Genomic DNA, 15,953 nt, shown 5'->3' with positions numbered 1-15,953 from the left:
CGATCGCAGGTTGCAAAAAAGCGGAGTGACGTATGGACACGTCACCCCGCTTTCATGTGCTGAATTCAATTCGCTGCGCGCTTTTAGTGGACACACTAAAGCTGTAGCTTACAGAAAAGTGCGTTTTGGGTCTACCGCGGATGTGTCTCTAAAACACAAGATTGCGACAAAGGGGTGCATCGCACCCCAATCGTGGGCCAGGCCCTTGCAAGGCTCAATGCAGTTCGAGCACATCCTGCATATCGTACAGGCCAGGCTCACGCCCATCCAGCCACAGCGCCGCACGCACGGCACCCTTGGCAAACGTCATGCGGCTGGAGGCCTTGTGGGTAATTTCCAGGCGCTCGCCTTCAGCTGCGAACAGAACGGTGTGATCACCCACCACATCGCCGGCGCGTACAGTGGCAAAGCCGATCGTCTTGCGATCACGCGCGCCAGTCTGCCCTTCACGGCCATACACGGCCACTTCCTGCAGATCGCGGCCCAGCGCATTGGCAACCACTTCACCCATGCGCAGCGCAGTACCCGACGGTGCATCGACCTTGTGCCGGTGATGCGCCTCGATGATCTCGATATCGACATCATCGCCCAACACCCGGGCAGCCAGATCAAGCAGCTTCAGGCTAAGGTTCACACCCACGCTGAAGTTGGCAGCGAACACAATTGGAATGTCCTTGCCAGCCTCAGCCAGCAGCTGCTTTTCTTCAACCGTAAAACCGGTGGTGCCGATGATCATCGCCTTACCGTGCTTGCGGCAGAATGCGAGGTTTTTCAGGGTCACCGATGGGTGGGTGAAGTCGATCAGCACGTCGAATTCGTCGGCGACCTTGGCCAGATCGTCAGACAACAACACACCAATCCGGCCAAGAGCCGCCAGCTCGCCGGCATCAGCCCCGACGAGCGAGCTGTCAGGGCGATCGATCGCCGCCGTCAGCCCTGCACCCGGCGTTTGTTGCACGGCCTCGATAAGGGTCTTGCCCATCCGCCCCGCCGCACCCATCACTGCAATACGTCGCATAGCCTTTTCCTTGTCAGAGATCGCCGAAGAAGCGCTTCACGCCATCGAACCAGCCACTGGCCTTGGGCGAGTGGGAGCTGTCGCCTTCCAGCGAGTCACGCAGTTCTTCCAGCAGCTCGCGCTGGCGACGGCTGAGGTTGACCGGGGTTTCCACCGCCACACGGCACAGCAGGTCGCCCGCACCACCGCCACGCACCGGCGCCACACCCTTGCCACGCAGGCGGAACTGCTTGCCGGTCTGGGTACCTTCCGGAATTTTCAGCTTCACGCGGCCATCCAGGGTCGGCACTTCCAGCTCGCCACCCAAGGCAGCGTCGGTGTAGCTGATCGGTACTTCGCAATACAGGTGCTTGCCATCACGCTGGAAGATCTCGTGCTCACGCACGCTGATCACCACATACAGGTCGCCAGTCGGGCCACCATGGGTACCCGCCTCGCCCTCGCCAGACAGGCGGATGCGGTCGCCCGTATCGACGCCCGCCGGCACCTTGACCGACAGCGTCTTGTATTCCTCGACCCGGCCTTCGCCGTGGCACGAGGTGCATGGGTCGGTGATGATCTTGCCCTGGCCATGGCAGCGCGGGCAGGTCTGTTGTACCGAGAAGAAACCTTGCTGCATGCGCACCTGGCCAATGCCACCGCAAGTCGGGCAAGTCGATGGAGTCGAGCCCTTCTTGGCGCCGGAACCATCGCAAGGCTGGCAGTTGACCAGGGTAGGTACGCGGATGCTGACCGTGGTGCCACGCACCGCTTCTTCCAGGTTCAGCTCCAGGGTGTAACGCAGGTCGCTGCCACGCTGGGCACCGCCACGACCACCACCACGGCCGCCACCGAAGAAGTCACTGAATACATCGCCGAAAATGTCGGAGAAGTTGGCGCCGCCGAAGCCAGCACCGCCGCCACCCATGCTTGGGTCTACGCCTGCATGGCCGTACTGGTCGAACGCCGCACGCTTGCTGGCATCAGACAGTACTTCGTAGGCCTCGTTGGCCTCTTTGAACTTGTCTTCCGACTCTTTATCGCCCGGGTTGCGGTCCGGGTGGTACTTCATCGCCAGTCGGCGGTAAGCCTTTTTGAGGTCAGCTTCACTGGCGCCGCGCTCGACACCCAGAACCTCATAGTAATCACGCTTGGACATAGGTCATTTGCACCTTGTTGGGCGTCTGGCATCTGCGCCGCGCCATCAGCACCTGCCGCCCCCTCCAGGAGCGCTGACAGATACTGTAAAAATTCTCGAATTCCAGATACGCCAACGCGGGAGCAAGCCCCCGCGCGGCGACATCCTACCAGCTCACCGCCAAACGGCGGTGAACTGGCCGACAACATGCAGGGATTACTGCTTGTTGTTGTCTTTCACTTCTTCGAACTCGGCGTCAACCACGTCATCGTGCTTGGCTTCCGGCTCGGCCTGCTGCGCGCCACCCTGAGGCTGTTCAGCCGACTGCTCGGCGTACATCTTCTGGGCAACCGGGGCAGAGACCTTGGACAGCTCTTCAACCTTGGCATCGATTGCGGCCTTGTCGTCGCCTTTGACAGCGGCTTCCAGGGCAACAACGGCGGCCTCGATGGCGGTTTTCTCTTCAGCGGTAACCTTGTCACCTGCGTCAGCGACCATCTTGCGGGTCGAGTGAACCAGCGCATCACCCTGGTTACGGGCAGCGGCCAGCTCTTCGAACTTGCGGTCTTCCTCGGCGTTGGCCTCGGCGTCACGCACCATGCGCTCGATTTCTTCGTCCGACAGGCCGGAGTTGGCCTTGATCACGATCGACTGCGACTTGCCGGTGGCCTTGTCTTTGGCGCTGACATGCAGGATGCCGTTGGCGTCGATGTCGAAGGTGACTTCGATTTGCGGCACGCCACGCGGAGCTGGCGGAATGTCAGCCAGGTCGAACTTGCCCAGCGACTTGTTCTGCGCAGCCTGCTTACGCTCGCCTTGCAGCACGTGAATGGTCACGGCGCCCTGGTTGTCGTCGGCAGTCGAGAACACCTGCGACTTCTTGGTCGGGATGGTGGTGTTCTTCTCGATCAGCGAAGTCATCACGCCACCCATGGTTTCGATACCCAGGGTCAGCGGGCTGACGTCCAGCAGCAGTACGTCTTTCACGTCACCGGCCAGAACGGCGCCCTGGATGGCAGCACCCATGGCAACGGCTTCGTCCGGGTTGACGTCCTTGCGAGCTTCTTTACCGAAGAAGTCAGCAACGGCTTTCTGCACCAGCGGCATACGGGTCTGGCCACCGACCAGGATCACGTCGTCGATCTTGCTGGCATCGATGCCAGCGTCTTTCAGGGCGATGCGGCAAGGCTCGATGGTACGGTTGACCAGGTCTTCGACCAGCGACTCCAGCTTGGCGCGGGAGATCTTCACGTTCAGGTGCTTCGGACCGGTGGCGTCTGCAGTGATGTACGGCAGGTTGACGTCGGTCGACTGGGCGGACGACAGCTCGATCTTGGCCTTTTCAGCAGCTTCTTTCAGGCGCTGCAGAGCCAGCGGATCGTTCTTCAGGTCCATGCCGGACTCTTTCTTGAACTCGTCGACGAGGTAGTCGATCAGGCGCATGTCGAAGTCTTCACCACCCAGGAAGGTGTCACCGTTGGTGGCCAGTACTTCGAACTGGTGCTCACCGTCGACTTCGGCGATCTCGATGACCGACACGTCGAAGGTACCGCCACCCAGGTCATAAACGATGACAGTGTGGTCGCCCTTGGCCTTGTCCATGCCGTAGGCCAGCGCAGCGGCGGTCGGCTCGTTGATGATACGTTTTACGTCCAGACCAGCGATACGGCCGGCGTCTTTGGTGGCCTGACGCTGGCTGTCGTTGAAGTAGGCCGGAACGGTGATGACCGCTTCGGTGACCGGCTCGCCGAGGTAGTCTTCGGCGGTTTTCTTCATTTTTTTCAGGACTTCGGCGCTGATCTGCGGCGGTGCCATGTCCTTGCCGCTGGCCTGCACCCAAGCGTCGCCGTTATTGGCCTTGACGATCTTGTACGGCACCAGCTTGATGTCTTTCTGCACGACGTCTTCTTCGAAGCGGCGGCCGATCAGGCGCTTCACTGCGAACAGGGTGTTGTGCGGGTTGGTGACGGCCTGGCGCTTGGCCGACTGGCCAACCAGGATTTCGCCGTCGTTGGCGTAGGCCACGATCGAAGGGGTGGTACGCGCACCCTCAGCGTTTTCGATGACCTTGACGTTACCGTTTTCCAGAACGGAGACGCACGAGTTGGTGGTCCCCAGGTCGATACCGATGATTTTGCCCATGTTAACTCTCCCGAAACTTGAATTTGGTAGCAGCGACTACTTTGGCCAACTGCGGTAATACTTGAAGGCTTGACACCTAAATGGGGATGCCCCGATGGATTTCAAGCCTTTTCATTGATAGAGGGTTGCGCCGCGCTCGGCGCCTTGCTGACCACCACCATGGCGGGGCGCAGCAGGCGGCCGTTCAGCAGGTAACCCTTCTGGAACACGTTCAGCACACTGTTCGGCTCGACCTCAGCGCTTTCCTGCATAGCCATGGCCTGGTGGTGCTCCGGGTTGAACGGCTCACCGTGCGGGTCCACGGCTTCGAGGTTGTAGCGCTTGAGGGTGTCCTGGAACATCTTGAGGGTCAGCTTGACGCCTTCGCGAATGGCTTTGACTTGCTCGTCTTCGTCATTGGAGTGCGCCAGGGCCAGTTCCAGGCTGTCAATTACCGGCAACAGGTCGTTGGAGAACTTCTCCAGGGCAAACTTGTGGGCTTTTTCCACATCCTGCTCGGCGCGACGGCGCACGTTCTGCAAGTCGGCTACAGCGCGCAGCGACTGATCCTTGGCGGCGGCCAGCTGCTCCTCGAGTTCCAGAACACGGGCGTCCGCAGTGGTTTCTGCACCGGTGTCTTCAACGTTAAGGTCTTTTTCATTCAGCTGTTCGTCAGCCATGGGGTCTCTCCTGCGCAATTTTGTGGACTGCGAGCCAGGCTCGCCTTGGATGTCGGCTATATGGGGTCGGAAAAACCAGCTTCAAGGGGCAAGGTGGTTTTCCGGGCAGCAACAGAATCTGCCAAGGAGCATTGGCAGGCCTGAAAAAAGTACTGTATAAATAACCAGACCTGACTTTCGGGAGCCGCCCCCATGCTGGTGCACCTGTCCATTCACAACTACGCCATCGTCGAGCACCTCGACCTCGAAATTGCCCGCGGCATGTCCGTCATCACCGGCGAGACCGGTGCCGGCAAATCGATCATGCTCGACGCCCTCGGCCTTGCCCTGGGCGACCGGGCCGACAGCGGCGTGGTGCGCCCCGGCACCGACAAGGCAGATATCCTTGCCACCTTCGACCTGGTGGACATTCCCGAGGCCCATGCCTGGCTGGCCGAACGCGACCTGGACAACGAAGGCCTGTGCATCCTGCGCCGGGTCATCACCGCCGAAGGCCGCAGCCGCGGCTACATCAACGGCACGCCCTGCCCGCTCGGCGACCTCAAGGCGCTGGGCGAACTGCTGATCGATATCCACAGCCAGCACGAACACCAGTCGCTGCTCAAGACCGATACTCACCGCCGCCTGCTCGACGAGTACGCTGGTGCCGTCGACCTGGCCCGCCAGGTGCAACTGGCGGCCAAGCGCTGGAACCAGACGCGCCTGGAGCTGGAACGGCTGTCCAACTCCGGCGATGAGCAGCGCGCCCGCCACCAGTTGCTGAGCTATCAACTGGAAGAGCTGGACAACCTTGGCCTGGGTGAACACGAACTGGAGCACCTGGAGCAGGAGCACAAGAACCTGACCAGCGCCGAAGCGCTGTTCGGCATCTGCCGCCAGGTTATCGATCAGTGCAGCGAAAGCGATTCGGGCAACGTGCTGAGCGCCCTCACCTCCAGCCTCAACCGGCTGGGTGCAGCCACCCACTCACCCAAAGCCCTGGTTGAAGCGGCCAACCTGATTGCCAGCGCGCAGATCCAGGTAGAAGAAGCCGTGGGCGAGCTCAACCGCTTCCTCGACAACTTCGACGCCGACCCTATGCGCCTGCAAGCCTTGGAAGAGCGCCTCGACACCATCTATACGCTGGCGCGCAAACATCGCGTGCACCCCACCGAGCTGCCTCACCTGCAGCAGCAGTTGATGGAAGAGATCGAGGGCCTGAACGCCAGCGACGAGTCAATCGAGCGATTGGGCGAAGAGCTTGCCGCCTTCGCCCAGCACTATAAAGAGAAGGCTCGTGAACTCAGCAGCCTGCGCCAGCAAGCGGCGCAGCAGCTAGCAGGCGCGGTGGAGCAGGAAATCCAACGCCTGGGCATGCCTGGTGGGCGCTTCTGCATCGAACTGACGCCCAACGAAGGCGCAGATTTGTCGCCCCACGGTTTGGAGCAGATCGAGCTGCTGGTCAGCGCCAACCCCGGTCAACCGCTCAAAGGGCTGGCAAAGGTAGCCTCAGGCGGCGAACTGTCGCGTATCAGCCTGGCGATCCAGGTGATTACCGCGCAGACCTCGCGGATCCCCACCTTGGTGTTCGACGAAGTCGACGTGGGCATCGGCGGCCCCACTGCAGAAATCGTCGGGCAACTGCTGCGCCGCCTGGGCGAGCGCGGGCAAGTACTGACCGTGACCCACCTGCCTCAGGTGGCCGCGCAAGGGCATCACCACCTGTTCGTGCACAAGGTGCGCAACAGCGATACCACCCACACGGCCGTGGCCAGCCTGGGCAAGCGTGAGCGGGTCGAGGAAGTAGCGCGAATGCTAGGCGGCATCGACCTGACCAAAGAATCCCTGGCGCATGCGCGCAAGATGGTCGTGAGCGGCAAAGCCTGACCCCTTCTTGTTCGGACCCTCCAAAAGCACAAAGGCGACCCTAGGGTCGCCTTTGCCATTCATAACGATAAAAAATCGTTACTTCTTCTTACGCACATACAGGACCAGATTATGGTCCACCAGCTCGTAGCCATGCTCGGCCACGATTTCGCGCTGGCGCTTCTCGATTTCGGCGTCCATGAACTCGATGACTTCACTGGTATCCACGTTCACCATATGGTCGTGGTGACCGCCATCGGCCAACTCGAACACGGCGTGGCCGCCATCGAAGTTGTGGCGAACCACCAGGCCAGCCGCTTCGAACTGGGTCAGTACGCGATAGACGGTGGCCAGGCCTACGTCCTCGCCTGCCTCCATCAGCGCCTTGTAGACATCTTCGGCGCTCATGTGACGCTGCTCGGTGGAATCGAGCATCTGAAGGATCTTGACTCGAGGCAGGGTCACCTTGAGACCGGCTTTGCGCAATTCGCTATTTTCAACCATGGTCAGCTTTCTCGCCGATGCTGCTTCGCAGCTTCTCTTAATACGGGTATGATCGGGGTTTACGTTGTCCAGCCAAGATAGTGGAAGTCGCCCACCGATGCAAAACACCAAGCTCTTGCTAAACAGCCTCGCCCTCGCGGGACTGCTCGCACTCGCCGGTTGCTCGTTTCCCGGGGTTTACAAAATCGACATCCAGCAGGGCAATGTCGTCACGCAAGACATGATAGACCAATTGCGCCCCGGAATGACCCGACGGCAAGTAAGGTTTATCATGGGCAACCCGCTGATTCAGGACACCTTCAACACCAACCGTTGGGACTACCTGTACAGCCTGCAGCCAGGTGGCGGTAAACGTCAGCAAGAACGCATGAGCGTGTTCTTCAACGAAAGCGACCAACTGGTCAGCCTGTCTGGCGACTTCATGCCAGGCGTCAGCCGCGACCAGGAAATCCTCGGCGGCAGCAGCGACACCACGGTCAGCCCGGCCACCGAGCCAGGCCAAGCCGAACAGCCAACCGCGCAGCCTGTGGAAAAACCAGCCAAGCCTGGCTCGACCGAAGAGGCCATCCAGCGCGAAATCGACACCATCGAGACCACCCCGGTCCCGACCCCTGCACCGCTGGAAACCCGCTAATAGGGCCAGCAGGCACAAAAAAGCCCGGACGTGTTCCGGGCTTTTTATTTTCGCTCGTTTCAATCAGGCATTCAGTTGCTTGGCGCGCTGGCAGAAAGCATCAACCAACGTGTTGGCCGCCTGGTTGAACAGTGGGCCCAACGTGGCGCGCACAATCGGACCGGCATAGTCGAAGGACAGGTCGAGGCTGATCTTGCAGGCCTTTTCACCGAGCGGCTTGAACACCCACACACCATGCAGCTGGGTGAACGGCCCTTCTTCGAGGTTCATCTCGATGGACTGCCCCGGTACCAGCACGTTACGCGTGACGAAGTGCTGGCTCATGCCCCCCTTGGCCACTTCGAGCTTGGCGCGCATATGCGTTTCGCTGGCTTCCATTACCGTCGAGGCCGAGCACCACGGCAGAAACTCAGGGTAGCTGGCCACATCGTTGACCAGATCGTAGAGCGCCTGGGCGGGGTATGGCAGCAGGGCAGAGCGTTGAATATGGGTAGTCATCCAGGCGTCACTTCCAAGGCTGGGTGGCGACGCTTCGCAGCGTGCCGAAAACAGGTTCTGTGCGTATGACAGGGTTTGTATTGTCCGGTATTCATTCCAGTGGCTCAAGCACACCGAAATCCCATAGCGGACGACGCGCGGACTTGCCTATAATGCCGCCCCTATGGCTAAGCAAAAAAAACATCCGACCGGGACCATCGCGCAAAACAAGAAAGCGCGACACGATTACTTCATCGAACACAAGTTCGAGGCCGGGCTGGTCCTGTCCGGCTGGGAAGTAAAAAGCCTGCGCGCCGGCAAGGCACACCTGACAGACAGCTATGTGCTGCTCAAGGACGGTGAAGCCTGGCTGTTCGGCAGCCACATCACCCCGCTGACCACCGCCAGCACCCACGTCATCGCCGACCCCATCCGCACCCGCAAGCTGCTGCTGAACAAGCGCGAGCTGGAGCGCCTGGAGGCCGCCGTGGCGCAAAAAGGCTACACCTGCGTAGCCTTGGCGCTGTACTGGAGCAAGCACCTGATCAAGTGCGAAATCGCACTGGGCAAGGGTAAGAAGGAATTCGACAAGCGCGACACCATGCGCGAACGCGATTCCAACCGCGAGCTGCAGCGGGCTGTACGAAACAAGGGCAAGGAAGACTAGCTCTTCTTCAGCCTGTTCCGGCCTCTTCGCGGGTTTACCCGCGAAGAGGCCAGCACTGCCCATACAAATCTCAACGCCCGCTGCGCCGCTCCGCCCGCGCCACGCGCTGCGCTTCTTCGTGCGCCTCTTCCAGCACCTCCTGCACATACAAAATGTGCCGGCTGGACACCTCCCGCGCATCCTCCGCCCTGCCCTCGACAATCGCCAGGTACAGCTCCCGGTGCTGGCTGATCAGCATGTCCCGGGTCTCGGTGCGTTGCTGGTACATGCCACCAATGTTGGTCACCACGTTGCGCTTGAGCAGGTCGAACAGCCCTCGGATGGTATGCAGCAACACCGCGTTGTGGCTGGCCTCGGCAATCGCCAGGTGGAAGCTTGCATCGGCTGCGCCCTCTTCCGCACGGGTCACTTCATCGACCCGGGCATAGCAGTCCTGCAGTGCATCGAAGGCCGCCTTCAACCGCGCCCGATCCGGCTCGGTGGCACGCTGGGCAGCGTAATAGGCGCAGGACGCCTCCAACGTGTGGCGGAACTCAAGCAAATCACGCTGGGCCTCGGCACTGTGCTCTAGCAACTGCAGCAACGGGTCGCTGAAAGTGGACCCCAACGACTCGGCAACAAAATTGCCCCCGCCCTGCCGGCTGACCAGCAGCCCCTTGGCCACCAGTTTCTGGATCGCCTCACGCAGTGACGGGCGGGACACGCCGAACTGTTCGGCAAGGACGCGCTCGGCCGGCAGCCGCTGCCCCGAGGTCAGCGTACCTTCCAGAATCATCCCTTCCAGACGATCGACAATGTCGTCGGACAGGCGCCGTTGGCGGACCTGATCAAAAACCATCACATGCTCTCCACAAACCCCCGGCAAATTTCAGGGGGCGCCTATTCTCGCCGATCCAGGCCGCGCAAACACCCATCAAGTCGCGATTTTCCCAGCACATCAGGTGCCCGCTCATCGGCACGCGACCAAAGTTTTGCACGGGACAAATTGACACACCCATAACAGCGCTTTTAACCTAGCGCCCAGTCATTGTAAATTGGTCTTACCAATTATCCAATGCCAGTGCTGACCAACAACAATTAGGGGCCACCCCATATGCAAACCTGGCAACAACTCTATAGCCCGCTTGGTAGTCTTGGCCTGTCCGCATTGGCGGCGGTCATTCCCATCGTGTTCTTCTTCCTTGCCCTCGCCGTGTTCCGCCTTAAAGGCCACGTAGCCGGCAGCATCACCCTCGCGTTGTCGATCCTGGTGGCCATCTTCGCCTTCCAGATGCCTGTCGACATGGCTTTCGCCGCCGCGGGTTATGGCTTCCTCTATGGCCTCTGGCCAATTGCCTGGATCATCGTTGCGGCGGTGTTCCTGTACAAACTCACGGTCAAGAGCGGCCAGTTCGAAGTGATCCGCAGCTCGGTGCTGTCGATTACCGACGACCAGCGCCTGCAAGTGCTGCTGATCGGCTTCTGCTTCGGTGCCTTCCTGGAAGGTGCGGCAGGCTTTGGTGCACCGGTGGCAATCACTGCCGCGCTGCTGGTGGGCCTGGGCTTCAATCCGCTGTACGCCGCCGGCCTGTGCCTGATCGCCAACACCGCACCGGTAGCCTTTGGCGCCCTGGGCATCCCGATCATCGTGGCCGGCCAGGTGACGGGCATCGACGCCTTCCACATCGGCGCCATGACCGGCCGCCAGCTGCCGCTGCTGTCGCTGTTCGTACCGTTCTGGCTGGTGTTCATGATGGACGGCCTGCGTGGCGTGAAAGAAACCTGGCCTGCCGCCCTGGTCGCCGGCCTGAGCTTCGCCGTCACCCAGTACTTCACGTCGAACTTCATTGGCCCGGAACTGCCCGACATCACCTCGGCCCTGGCCAGCCTGATCGCCCTGACCCTGTTCCTGAAAGTGTGGCAGCCCAAGCGTTCGTTCAGCGAAGCCAAAGGCAGCGTCGGCGCAGCGGTTGTGCAGCCAAGCGGCAGCCAGCCTAGCCCGTACAGCTTTGGCGAGATCTTCAAGGCCTGGTCGCCGTTCCTGATCCTCACCGTGCTGGTCACCATCTGGACCCTGAAGCCGTTCAAGGCAGCGTTCGCCCCGGGCGGCGCGATGTACAACTTCGTGTTCAACTTCGCCATCCCGCACCTCGACCAACTGGTGATCAAGACCGCACCGATCGTTGCCGCGCCAACCGCCATGCCAGCGGTATTCAAGCTCGACCCGATCTCCGCCACCGGCACCGCGATCTTCCTCTCGGCGCTGATTTCCATGGCAGTGCTGAAGATCAACTTCAAAACTGGTCTGACCACTTTCAAAGAGACCTTCTGGGAGCTGCGCTGGCCTATTCTGTCGATCGGCATGGTGCTGGCCTTCGCCTTTGTCACCAACTACTCGGGCATGTCTTCGACCATGGCCCTGGTACTGGCCGGCACCGGCGCCGCGTTCCCGTTCTTCTCGCCGTTCCTCGGCTGGCTGGGCGTGTTCCTGACCGGTTCCGACACGTCGTCCAACGCGCTGTTCAGCTCGCTGCAGGCCACCACCGCGCACCAGATCGGGGTGAACGACACCCTGCTGGTAGCCGCCAACACCAGCGGCGGCGTGACCGGCAAGATGATCTCGCCGCAATCGATCGCCGTGGCCTGCGCCGCCACCGGCCTGGTGGGCAAGGAGTCCGACCTGTTCCGCTTCACCGTCAAGCACAGCCTGTTCTTCGCCACCATCGTCGGCCTGATCACCCTGATCCAGGCTTACTGGCTGACCGGCATGCTGGTTCATCACTAAAGTGAAAGGGGCCGGGCGCCATCGCGCGCCCGGCACTCCCCACAAGCAACGCTGCGAGAATCCATGATCATTTCTGCCTCTACCGACTATCGCGCCGCGGCCCAACGCAAGCTGCCTCCTTTCCTGTTCCACTATGCTGACGGCGGCGCCTACGCCGAGCACACCCTGCGCCACAACGTGTCGGACCTGGCCAGCATTGCCCTGCGCCAGCGCGTGCTGAACAACATGTCCGAGCTCAGCCTTGAGACCAAGCTGTTCGACGAAACCCTGAGCATGCCCGTGGCGCTGGCCCCGGTCGGCCTCACTGGCATGTACGCCCGCCGTGGCGAGGTGCAGGCAGCCCGCGCGGCTGCGGCCCACGGCATCCCGTTCACCATGTCTACGGTGTCGGTGTGCCCGATCGAAGAAGTGGCCCCGGCCATCGACCGGCCGATGTGGTTCCAGCTGTACGTGCTGAAAGACCGCGGCTTCATGCGCAACGCGCTGGAGCGAGCCAAGGCTGCCGGGGTCAAGACCTTGGTGTTCACCGTCGACATGCCCGTACCCGGCGCCCGCTACCGCGACGCCCATTCCGGCATGAGCGGCAAGAACGGCCCGCTGCGCCGCGTGCTGCAGGCCATGACCCACCCTGAATGGGCGTGGGACGTCGGCGTGATGGGCCGCCCGCATGACCTGGGCAACATCTCCAAGTACCGTGGCAACCCCACCGGCCTTGCCGACTACATCGGCTGGCTGGGCAACAACTTCGACCCGTCCATCTCCTGGAAAGACCTGGAGTGGATCCGCGAGTACTGGGACGGCCCGATGATCATCAAAGGCATCCTCGACGCCGATGACGCCCGCGATGCGGTCAAGTTCGGCGCCGACGGTATCGTGGTGTCCAACCACGGCGGCCGCCAGCTTGATGGCGTGCTGTCCAGTGCCCGCGCCCTGCCGGCGATTGCCGACGCGGTCAAAGGCGACCTGAAGATTCTCGCCGACTCCGGCATCCGCAGCGGCCTCGACGTGGTGCGCATGATCGCCCTGGGCGCCGACACCGTGCTGATCGGCCGCGCCTTCCTCTACGCCTTGGCCGTGCATGGCCAGGCCGGGGTGAAAAACCTGCTGGAGCTGTTCGAGAAGGAAATGCGCGTGGCCATGGTGCTGACTGGCGCCAAGTCGATCAGCGAGATCACCCGCGACTCGCTGGTACGCGAACTGGGCGCCTGACCGCCTGCAAGAACGACCGCCTGATTGACCCGGGGCATGTGGCGCACAGACGCCACGGCCCCGCGAGGAGACTGCATGAGCTTGCCCGCTGCGTTCCTGCGTGATGCCGAGCGCCTGATACCCGCCGAACGCCGCTTCGACGACCCCACTTCCACCCTGGCCTTTGGCACCGACGCCAGCTTCTACCGGCTGATCCCCAAGCTGGTGGTGCGTGTCGAGTCCGAAGACGAAGTGGTCGGCCTGATCAAACTGGCCCAGCGCGAGCGGGTGCCGGTCACCTTCCGCGCCGCTGGCACCAGCCTGTCTGGCCAGGCCATCACCGACTCGGTGCTGATCGTGCTTGGCGATAGCTGGGGGGGTAAAGAAATTCGCGGCCAGGGCGAGCAGATCCGCCTGCAACCCGGCGTCATCGGCGCCCAGGCCAACGCCTGGCTGGCCCCCTTCGGGCGCAAGATCGGCCCGGACCCTGCCTCGATCAACGCCTGCAAGATCGGCGGCATCGTCGCCAACAACGCCAGCGGCATGTGCTGCGGCACCGCGCAAAACACCTACCACACCCTGGCCGGCCTGCGCTTGGTGCTGGCCGACGGCACTCGCCTGGACAGCGAAGACCCGGCCAGCGTGGCCGCCTTTGAACGCAGCCATGCCGACCTGCTGGAAGCGCTGGCCCGCCTGGGCCGCGAAACCCGCGCCAACACGGCACTGGCTGAGCGCATTCGGCACAAATACCGGCTGAAGAACACCACCGGCCTGTCGCTGAACGCACTGGTGGACTTCGACCAGCCGCTGGACATCCTGCAACACCTGCTGGTGGGTTCCGAAGGCACTCTGGGCTTTATCAGCGCCGTCACCTACGACACCGTGCCCGACCACCCGCACAAGGCCAGTGCCCTGCTGGTGTTCCCGAGTGTCGAAAGCTGCTGCCGCGCGGTCACCGTGCTCAAGCGTCAGCCGGTTTCCGCTGTGGAACTGCTCGACCGCCGCAGCCTGCGCTCGGTGCAGAACATGCCCGGCATGCCGCTGTGGGTAAAAGGCCTGTCGGATAACGCCTGCGCCCTGCTGATCGAGTCCCGCGCCGCCAGCCAGAGCCTGCTGCATGAGCAACTGCAACAGGTGATGGCCTCCATCACCGATTTCCCGCTGGAACAACAGGTGGACTTCAGCGAAGACCCGGCCGTGTACAACCAGCTGTGGAAAATCCGCAAGGACACCTTCCCCGCTGTTGGCGCCGTGCGCCAGACCGGCACCACGGTCATCATCGAAGACGTGACCTTCCCCGTCGAGCAGCTGGCCGAAGGCGTCAACCGACTGATCCAGCTGTTCGACAAACACCGCTATGACGAAGCGATCATTTTCGGCCACGCGCTGGAAGGCAACCTGCACTTCGTCTTCACCCAGGGCTTCAACAGCGCCGAGGAAGTCGCCCGTTACCAGGCGTTCATGGACGACGTGGCGCAACTGGTGGCCGTGGAGTTCGGCGGCTCGCTGAAGGCCGAACACGGCACCGGGCGCAACATGGCGCCGTTCGTAGAGCTGGAATGGGGCCATGACGCCTACCAGCTGATGTGGACGCTCAAGCGCCTGCTCGACCCCAACGGCATCCTCAACCCCGACGTGGTGCTGAGCATCGATCCGGACATCCACCTGAAGAACCTCAAGCCGCTGCCTGCCGCCGACGAAATCGTCGACAAGTGCATCGAGTGCGGCTTCTGCGAACCGGTGTGCCCGTCCAAGGGGCTGACCCTCAGCCCGCGCCAGCGCATCGTCATGTGGCGTGACATTCAGGCCAAGCAGCGCGCCGGCATCGACACCCGCGAACTGATGCAAACCTACCAGTACCAAGGCATCGACACCTGCGCCGCCACCGGCCTGTGCGCCCAGCGCTGCCCGGTGGGCATCAATACCGGCGAACTGGTGAAAAAACTGCGCAGCCAAGCTGCCGACCACGGCAAGACCGCCGACTGGCTGGCCGATCACTTCCACACCGCACTGGGCGGCGCCCGCCTGACCCTGACTGCCGCCAACACCGCACGCAAGCTGCTCGGCGCCCCCCGCCTGAGCCGCCTGACCGCCTCGTTGAGCAAAGCCAGCAAAGGCCGCCTGCCCCAGTGGACGCCCGCGATGCCACAGCCGCTGCGCCCGCTGGACTTCGGCCCGGCCAGCAACGACGCCCGCCCCCGCGTGGTGTACCTGGCCGCCTGTGTTTCACGGGTGATGGGCCCGGCCTATGCCGACCGCGAGCAAAGTTCGCTGCTGGACAAAACCCGCGCCCTGCTGGAAAAGGCCGGCTACCAGGTGGTGTTCCCCGACAACGCCGACAGCCTGTGCTGCGGCCAGCCGTTCGCCTCCAAGGGCTACCCCGAGCAGGCCGAGCACAAGCGCCAGGAACTGATCAACGCCCTGCTGCACGCCAGCCGCGGCGGCCTTGACCCGATCTACTGCGACACCAGCCCCTGCACCCTGCGCCTGGTGCAAGACCTGGGCGAAACACGGCTGGACCTGTACGACCCCGTGCGCTTCATCCGCACCCACCTGCTCGACCGCCTGGAGTTCACCCCCCAGGACGAGCCGGTGGCTGTACACGTGACGTGCAGCACCCAGCACCTGGGTGAGAGCCAGGCCTTGATCGACCTTGCGCGACGTTGCAGCAAACAGGTGGTAATCCCGGAAGGCATTCATTGCTGCGGCTTTGCCGGCGACAAAGGCTTCACCACCCCCGAGCTCAATGCCCACTCGCTGCGCAGCCTGAAGGATGCGGTGCAGTATTGCAGCGAAGGCATCTCCACCAGCCGCACCTGCGAGATTGGCCTGTCGAGCCACAGCGGCATCGACTATCACGGCCTGGTCTACCTGGTAGACCGCGTTACCCGGCCGCGCAGCATTTAGGCTGGAGGGGTTCGCCGTTAGGATTGCGGCG

The 15,953-nt window shown here is 62.3% G+C and carries 13 protein-coding genes; 6 read left to right on the top strand and 7 right to left on the bottom strand.

Going from position 1 to position 15,953, the window contains the following annotated elements; translation table 11 throughout:
* Nucleotides 1-214: 214 nt before the first annotated feature.
* The 4 genes from dapB to grpE all read right to left on the bottom strand — a co-directional run bounded on the left by dapB (nucleotide 215) and on the right by grpE (nucleotide 4,936).
* Nucleotides 215-1,018 carry a 4-hydroxy-tetrahydrodipicolinate reductase gene (gene dapB, locus PM2_RS22845; RefSeq protein ID WP_016712092.1) on the bottom strand — a complete coding sequence of 268 codons (804 nt, stop codon included), beginning with the start codon at nucleotides 1,016-1,018 and terminating at the stop codon, nucleotides 215-217.
* 13 nt (nucleotides 1,019-1,031) lie between these two features.
* Nucleotides 1,032-2,156: a molecular chaperone DnaJ gene (dnaJ, locus tag PM2_RS22840; RefSeq protein WP_012274254.1), complete on the bottom strand. Its 1,125-nt coding sequence runs from the start codon at nucleotides 2,154-2,156 to the stop codon at nucleotides 1,032-1,034.
* A 195-nt stretch (nucleotides 2,157-2,351) separates the two neighbouring features.
* Nucleotides 2,352-4,277, bottom strand: a complete 1,926-nt coding sequence (gene dnaK / locus PM2_RS22835) for a molecular chaperone DnaK (RefSeq protein ID WP_016712093.1) — start codon at nucleotides 4,275-4,277, stop codon at nucleotides 2,352-2,354.
* A gap of 101 nt (nucleotides 4,278-4,378) precedes the next feature.
* Nucleotides 4,379-4,936, bottom strand: a complete 558-nt coding sequence (gene grpE, locus PM2_RS22830) for a nucleotide exchange factor GrpE (protein ID WP_016712094.1) — start codon at nucleotides 4,934-4,936, stop codon at nucleotides 4,379-4,381.
* A gap of 192 nt (nucleotides 4,937-5,128) precedes the next feature.
* Between grpE and recN the strand changes: the two genes are divergently transcribed.
* Entirely contained in the window at nucleotides 5,129-6,802 is a 1,674-nt protein-coding gene (recN, locus tag PM2_RS22825) for a DNA repair protein RecN (RefSeq protein WP_016712095.1), read from the top strand.
* Nucleotides 6,803-6,880: 78 nt separating this feature from the next.
* Here the strand turns inward: recN and fur are convergent, their stop codons facing one another.
* Nucleotides 6,881-7,285, bottom strand: coding sequence for a ferric iron uptake transcriptional regulator (fur, locus tag PM2_RS22820; protein ID WP_012274258.1), 405 nt, complete (start codon nucleotides 7,283-7,285; stop codon nucleotides 6,881-6,883).
* A gap of 97 nt (nucleotides 7,286-7,382) precedes the next feature.
* Between fur and PM2_RS22815 the strand changes: the two genes are divergently transcribed.
* Nucleotides 7,383-7,919 (top strand): outer membrane protein assembly factor BamE, encoded by a 537-nt coding sequence (locus PM2_RS22815; protein WP_028699671.1) that lies wholly within the window; start codon nucleotides 7,383-7,385, stop codon nucleotides 7,917-7,919.
* A 63-nt stretch (nucleotides 7,920-7,982) separates the two neighbouring features.
* Here PM2_RS22815 and PM2_RS22810 read toward each other — a convergent pair whose 3' ends face one another.
* Nucleotides 7,983-8,417 (bottom strand): type II toxin-antitoxin system RatA family toxin, encoded by a 435-nt coding sequence (locus PM2_RS22810; RefSeq protein ID WP_016712097.1) that lies wholly within the window; start codon nucleotides 8,415-8,417, stop codon nucleotides 7,983-7,985.
* Between the two features lie 163 nt (nucleotides 8,418-8,580).
* Between PM2_RS22810 and smpB the strand changes: the two genes are divergently transcribed.
* Nucleotides 8,581-9,063: an SsrA-binding protein SmpB gene (gene smpB / locus PM2_RS22805; protein ID WP_012274261.1), complete on the top strand. Its 483-nt coding sequence runs from the start codon at nucleotides 8,581-8,583 to the stop codon at nucleotides 9,061-9,063.
* A 70-nt stretch (nucleotides 9,064-9,133) separates the two neighbouring features.
* Here the strand turns inward: smpB and PM2_RS22800 are convergent, their stop codons facing one another.
* Nucleotides 9,134-9,901, bottom strand: a complete 768-nt coding sequence (locus PM2_RS22800) for an FCD domain-containing protein (protein WP_019098164.1) — start codon at nucleotides 9,899-9,901, stop codon at nucleotides 9,134-9,136.
* A gap of 255 nt (nucleotides 9,902-10,156) precedes the next feature.
* Between PM2_RS22800 and PM2_RS22795 the strand changes: the two genes are divergently transcribed.
* From PM2_RS22795 to PM2_RS22785, 3 genes are all read left to right on the top strand, one after another.
* A complete protein-coding gene (locus tag PM2_RS22795) occupies nucleotides 10,157-11,827 on the top strand; it encodes a lactate permease LctP family transporter (protein WP_019098165.1) in 1,671 nt (556 codons plus the stop codon).
* 63 nt (nucleotides 11,828-11,890) lie between these two features.
* Nucleotides 11,891-13,036, top strand: a complete 1,146-nt coding sequence (lldD, locus tag PM2_RS22790; RefSeq protein ID WP_016712100.1) for an FMN-dependent L-lactate dehydrogenase LldD — start codon at nucleotides 11,891-11,893, stop codon at nucleotides 13,034-13,036.
* 75 nt (nucleotides 13,037-13,111) lie between these two features.
* Nucleotides 13,112-15,922 (top strand): FAD-binding and (Fe-S)-binding domain-containing protein, encoded by a 2,811-nt coding sequence (locus PM2_RS22785; protein WP_028699670.1) that lies wholly within the window; start codon nucleotides 13,112-13,114, stop codon nucleotides 15,920-15,922.
* The last annotated feature ends 31 nt before the right edge of the window (nucleotides 15,923-15,953 follow it).

This window comes from Pseudomonas monteilii NBRC 103158 = DSM 14164, assembly GCF_000730605.1.
GTDB classification, from domain to species: domain Bacteria; phylum Pseudomonadota; class Gammaproteobacteria; order Pseudomonadales; family Pseudomonadaceae; genus Aquipseudomonas; species Aquipseudomonas monteilii.
The sequence above is the reverse complement of the archived record's forward strand: the minus strand, read 5'-3'. Positions and strand labels throughout refer to the sequence as shown.

Coding starts and splice junctions, on each gene's coding strand:
- dapB (WP_016712092.1), bottom strand. CDS start 1,018: ATGCGACGTATTGCAGTGATGGGTGCGGCGGGGCGGATGGGCAAGACC.
- fur (WP_012274258.1), bottom strand. CDS start 7,285: ATGGTTGAAAATAGCGAATTGCGCAAAGCCGGTCTCAAGGTGACCCTG.
- lldD (WP_016712100.1), top strand. CDS start 11,891: ATGATCATTTCTGCCTCTACCGACTATCGCGCCGCGGCCCAACGCAAG.
- grpE (WP_016712094.1), bottom strand. CDS start 4,936: ATGGCTGACGAACAGCTGAATGAAAAAGACCTTAACGTTGAAGACACC.
- PM2_RS22800 (WP_019098164.1), bottom strand. CDS start 9,901: ATGGTTTTTGATCAGGTCCGCCAACGGCGCCTGTCCGACGACATTGTC.
- PM2_RS22795 (WP_019098165.1), top strand. CDS start 10,157: ATGCAAACCTGGCAACAACTCTATAGCCCGCTTGGTAGTCTTGGCCTG.
- dnaJ (WP_012274254.1), bottom strand. CDS start 2,156: ATGTCCAAGCGTGATTACTATGAGGTTCTGGGTGTCGAGCGCGGCGCC.
- PM2_RS22785 (WP_028699670.1), top strand. CDS start 13,112: ATGAGCTTGCCCGCTGCGTTCCTGCGTGATGCCGAGCGCCTGATACCC.
- recN (WP_016712095.1), top strand. CDS start 5,129: ATGCTGGTGCACCTGTCCATTCACAACTACGCCATCGTCGAGCACCTC.
- PM2_RS22810 (WP_016712097.1), bottom strand. CDS start 8,417: ATGACTACCCATATTCAACGCTCTGCCCTGCTGCCATACCCCGCCCAG.
- smpB (WP_012274261.1), top strand. CDS start 8,581: ATGGCTAAGCAAAAAAAACATCCGACCGGGACCATCGCGCAAAACAAG.
- dnaK (WP_016712093.1), bottom strand. CDS start 4,277: ATGGGCAAAATCATCGGTATCGACCTGGGGACCACCAACTCGTGCGTC.
- PM2_RS22815 (WP_028699671.1), top strand. CDS start 7,383: ATGCAAAACACCAAGCTCTTGCTAAACAGCCTCGCCCTCGCGGGACTG.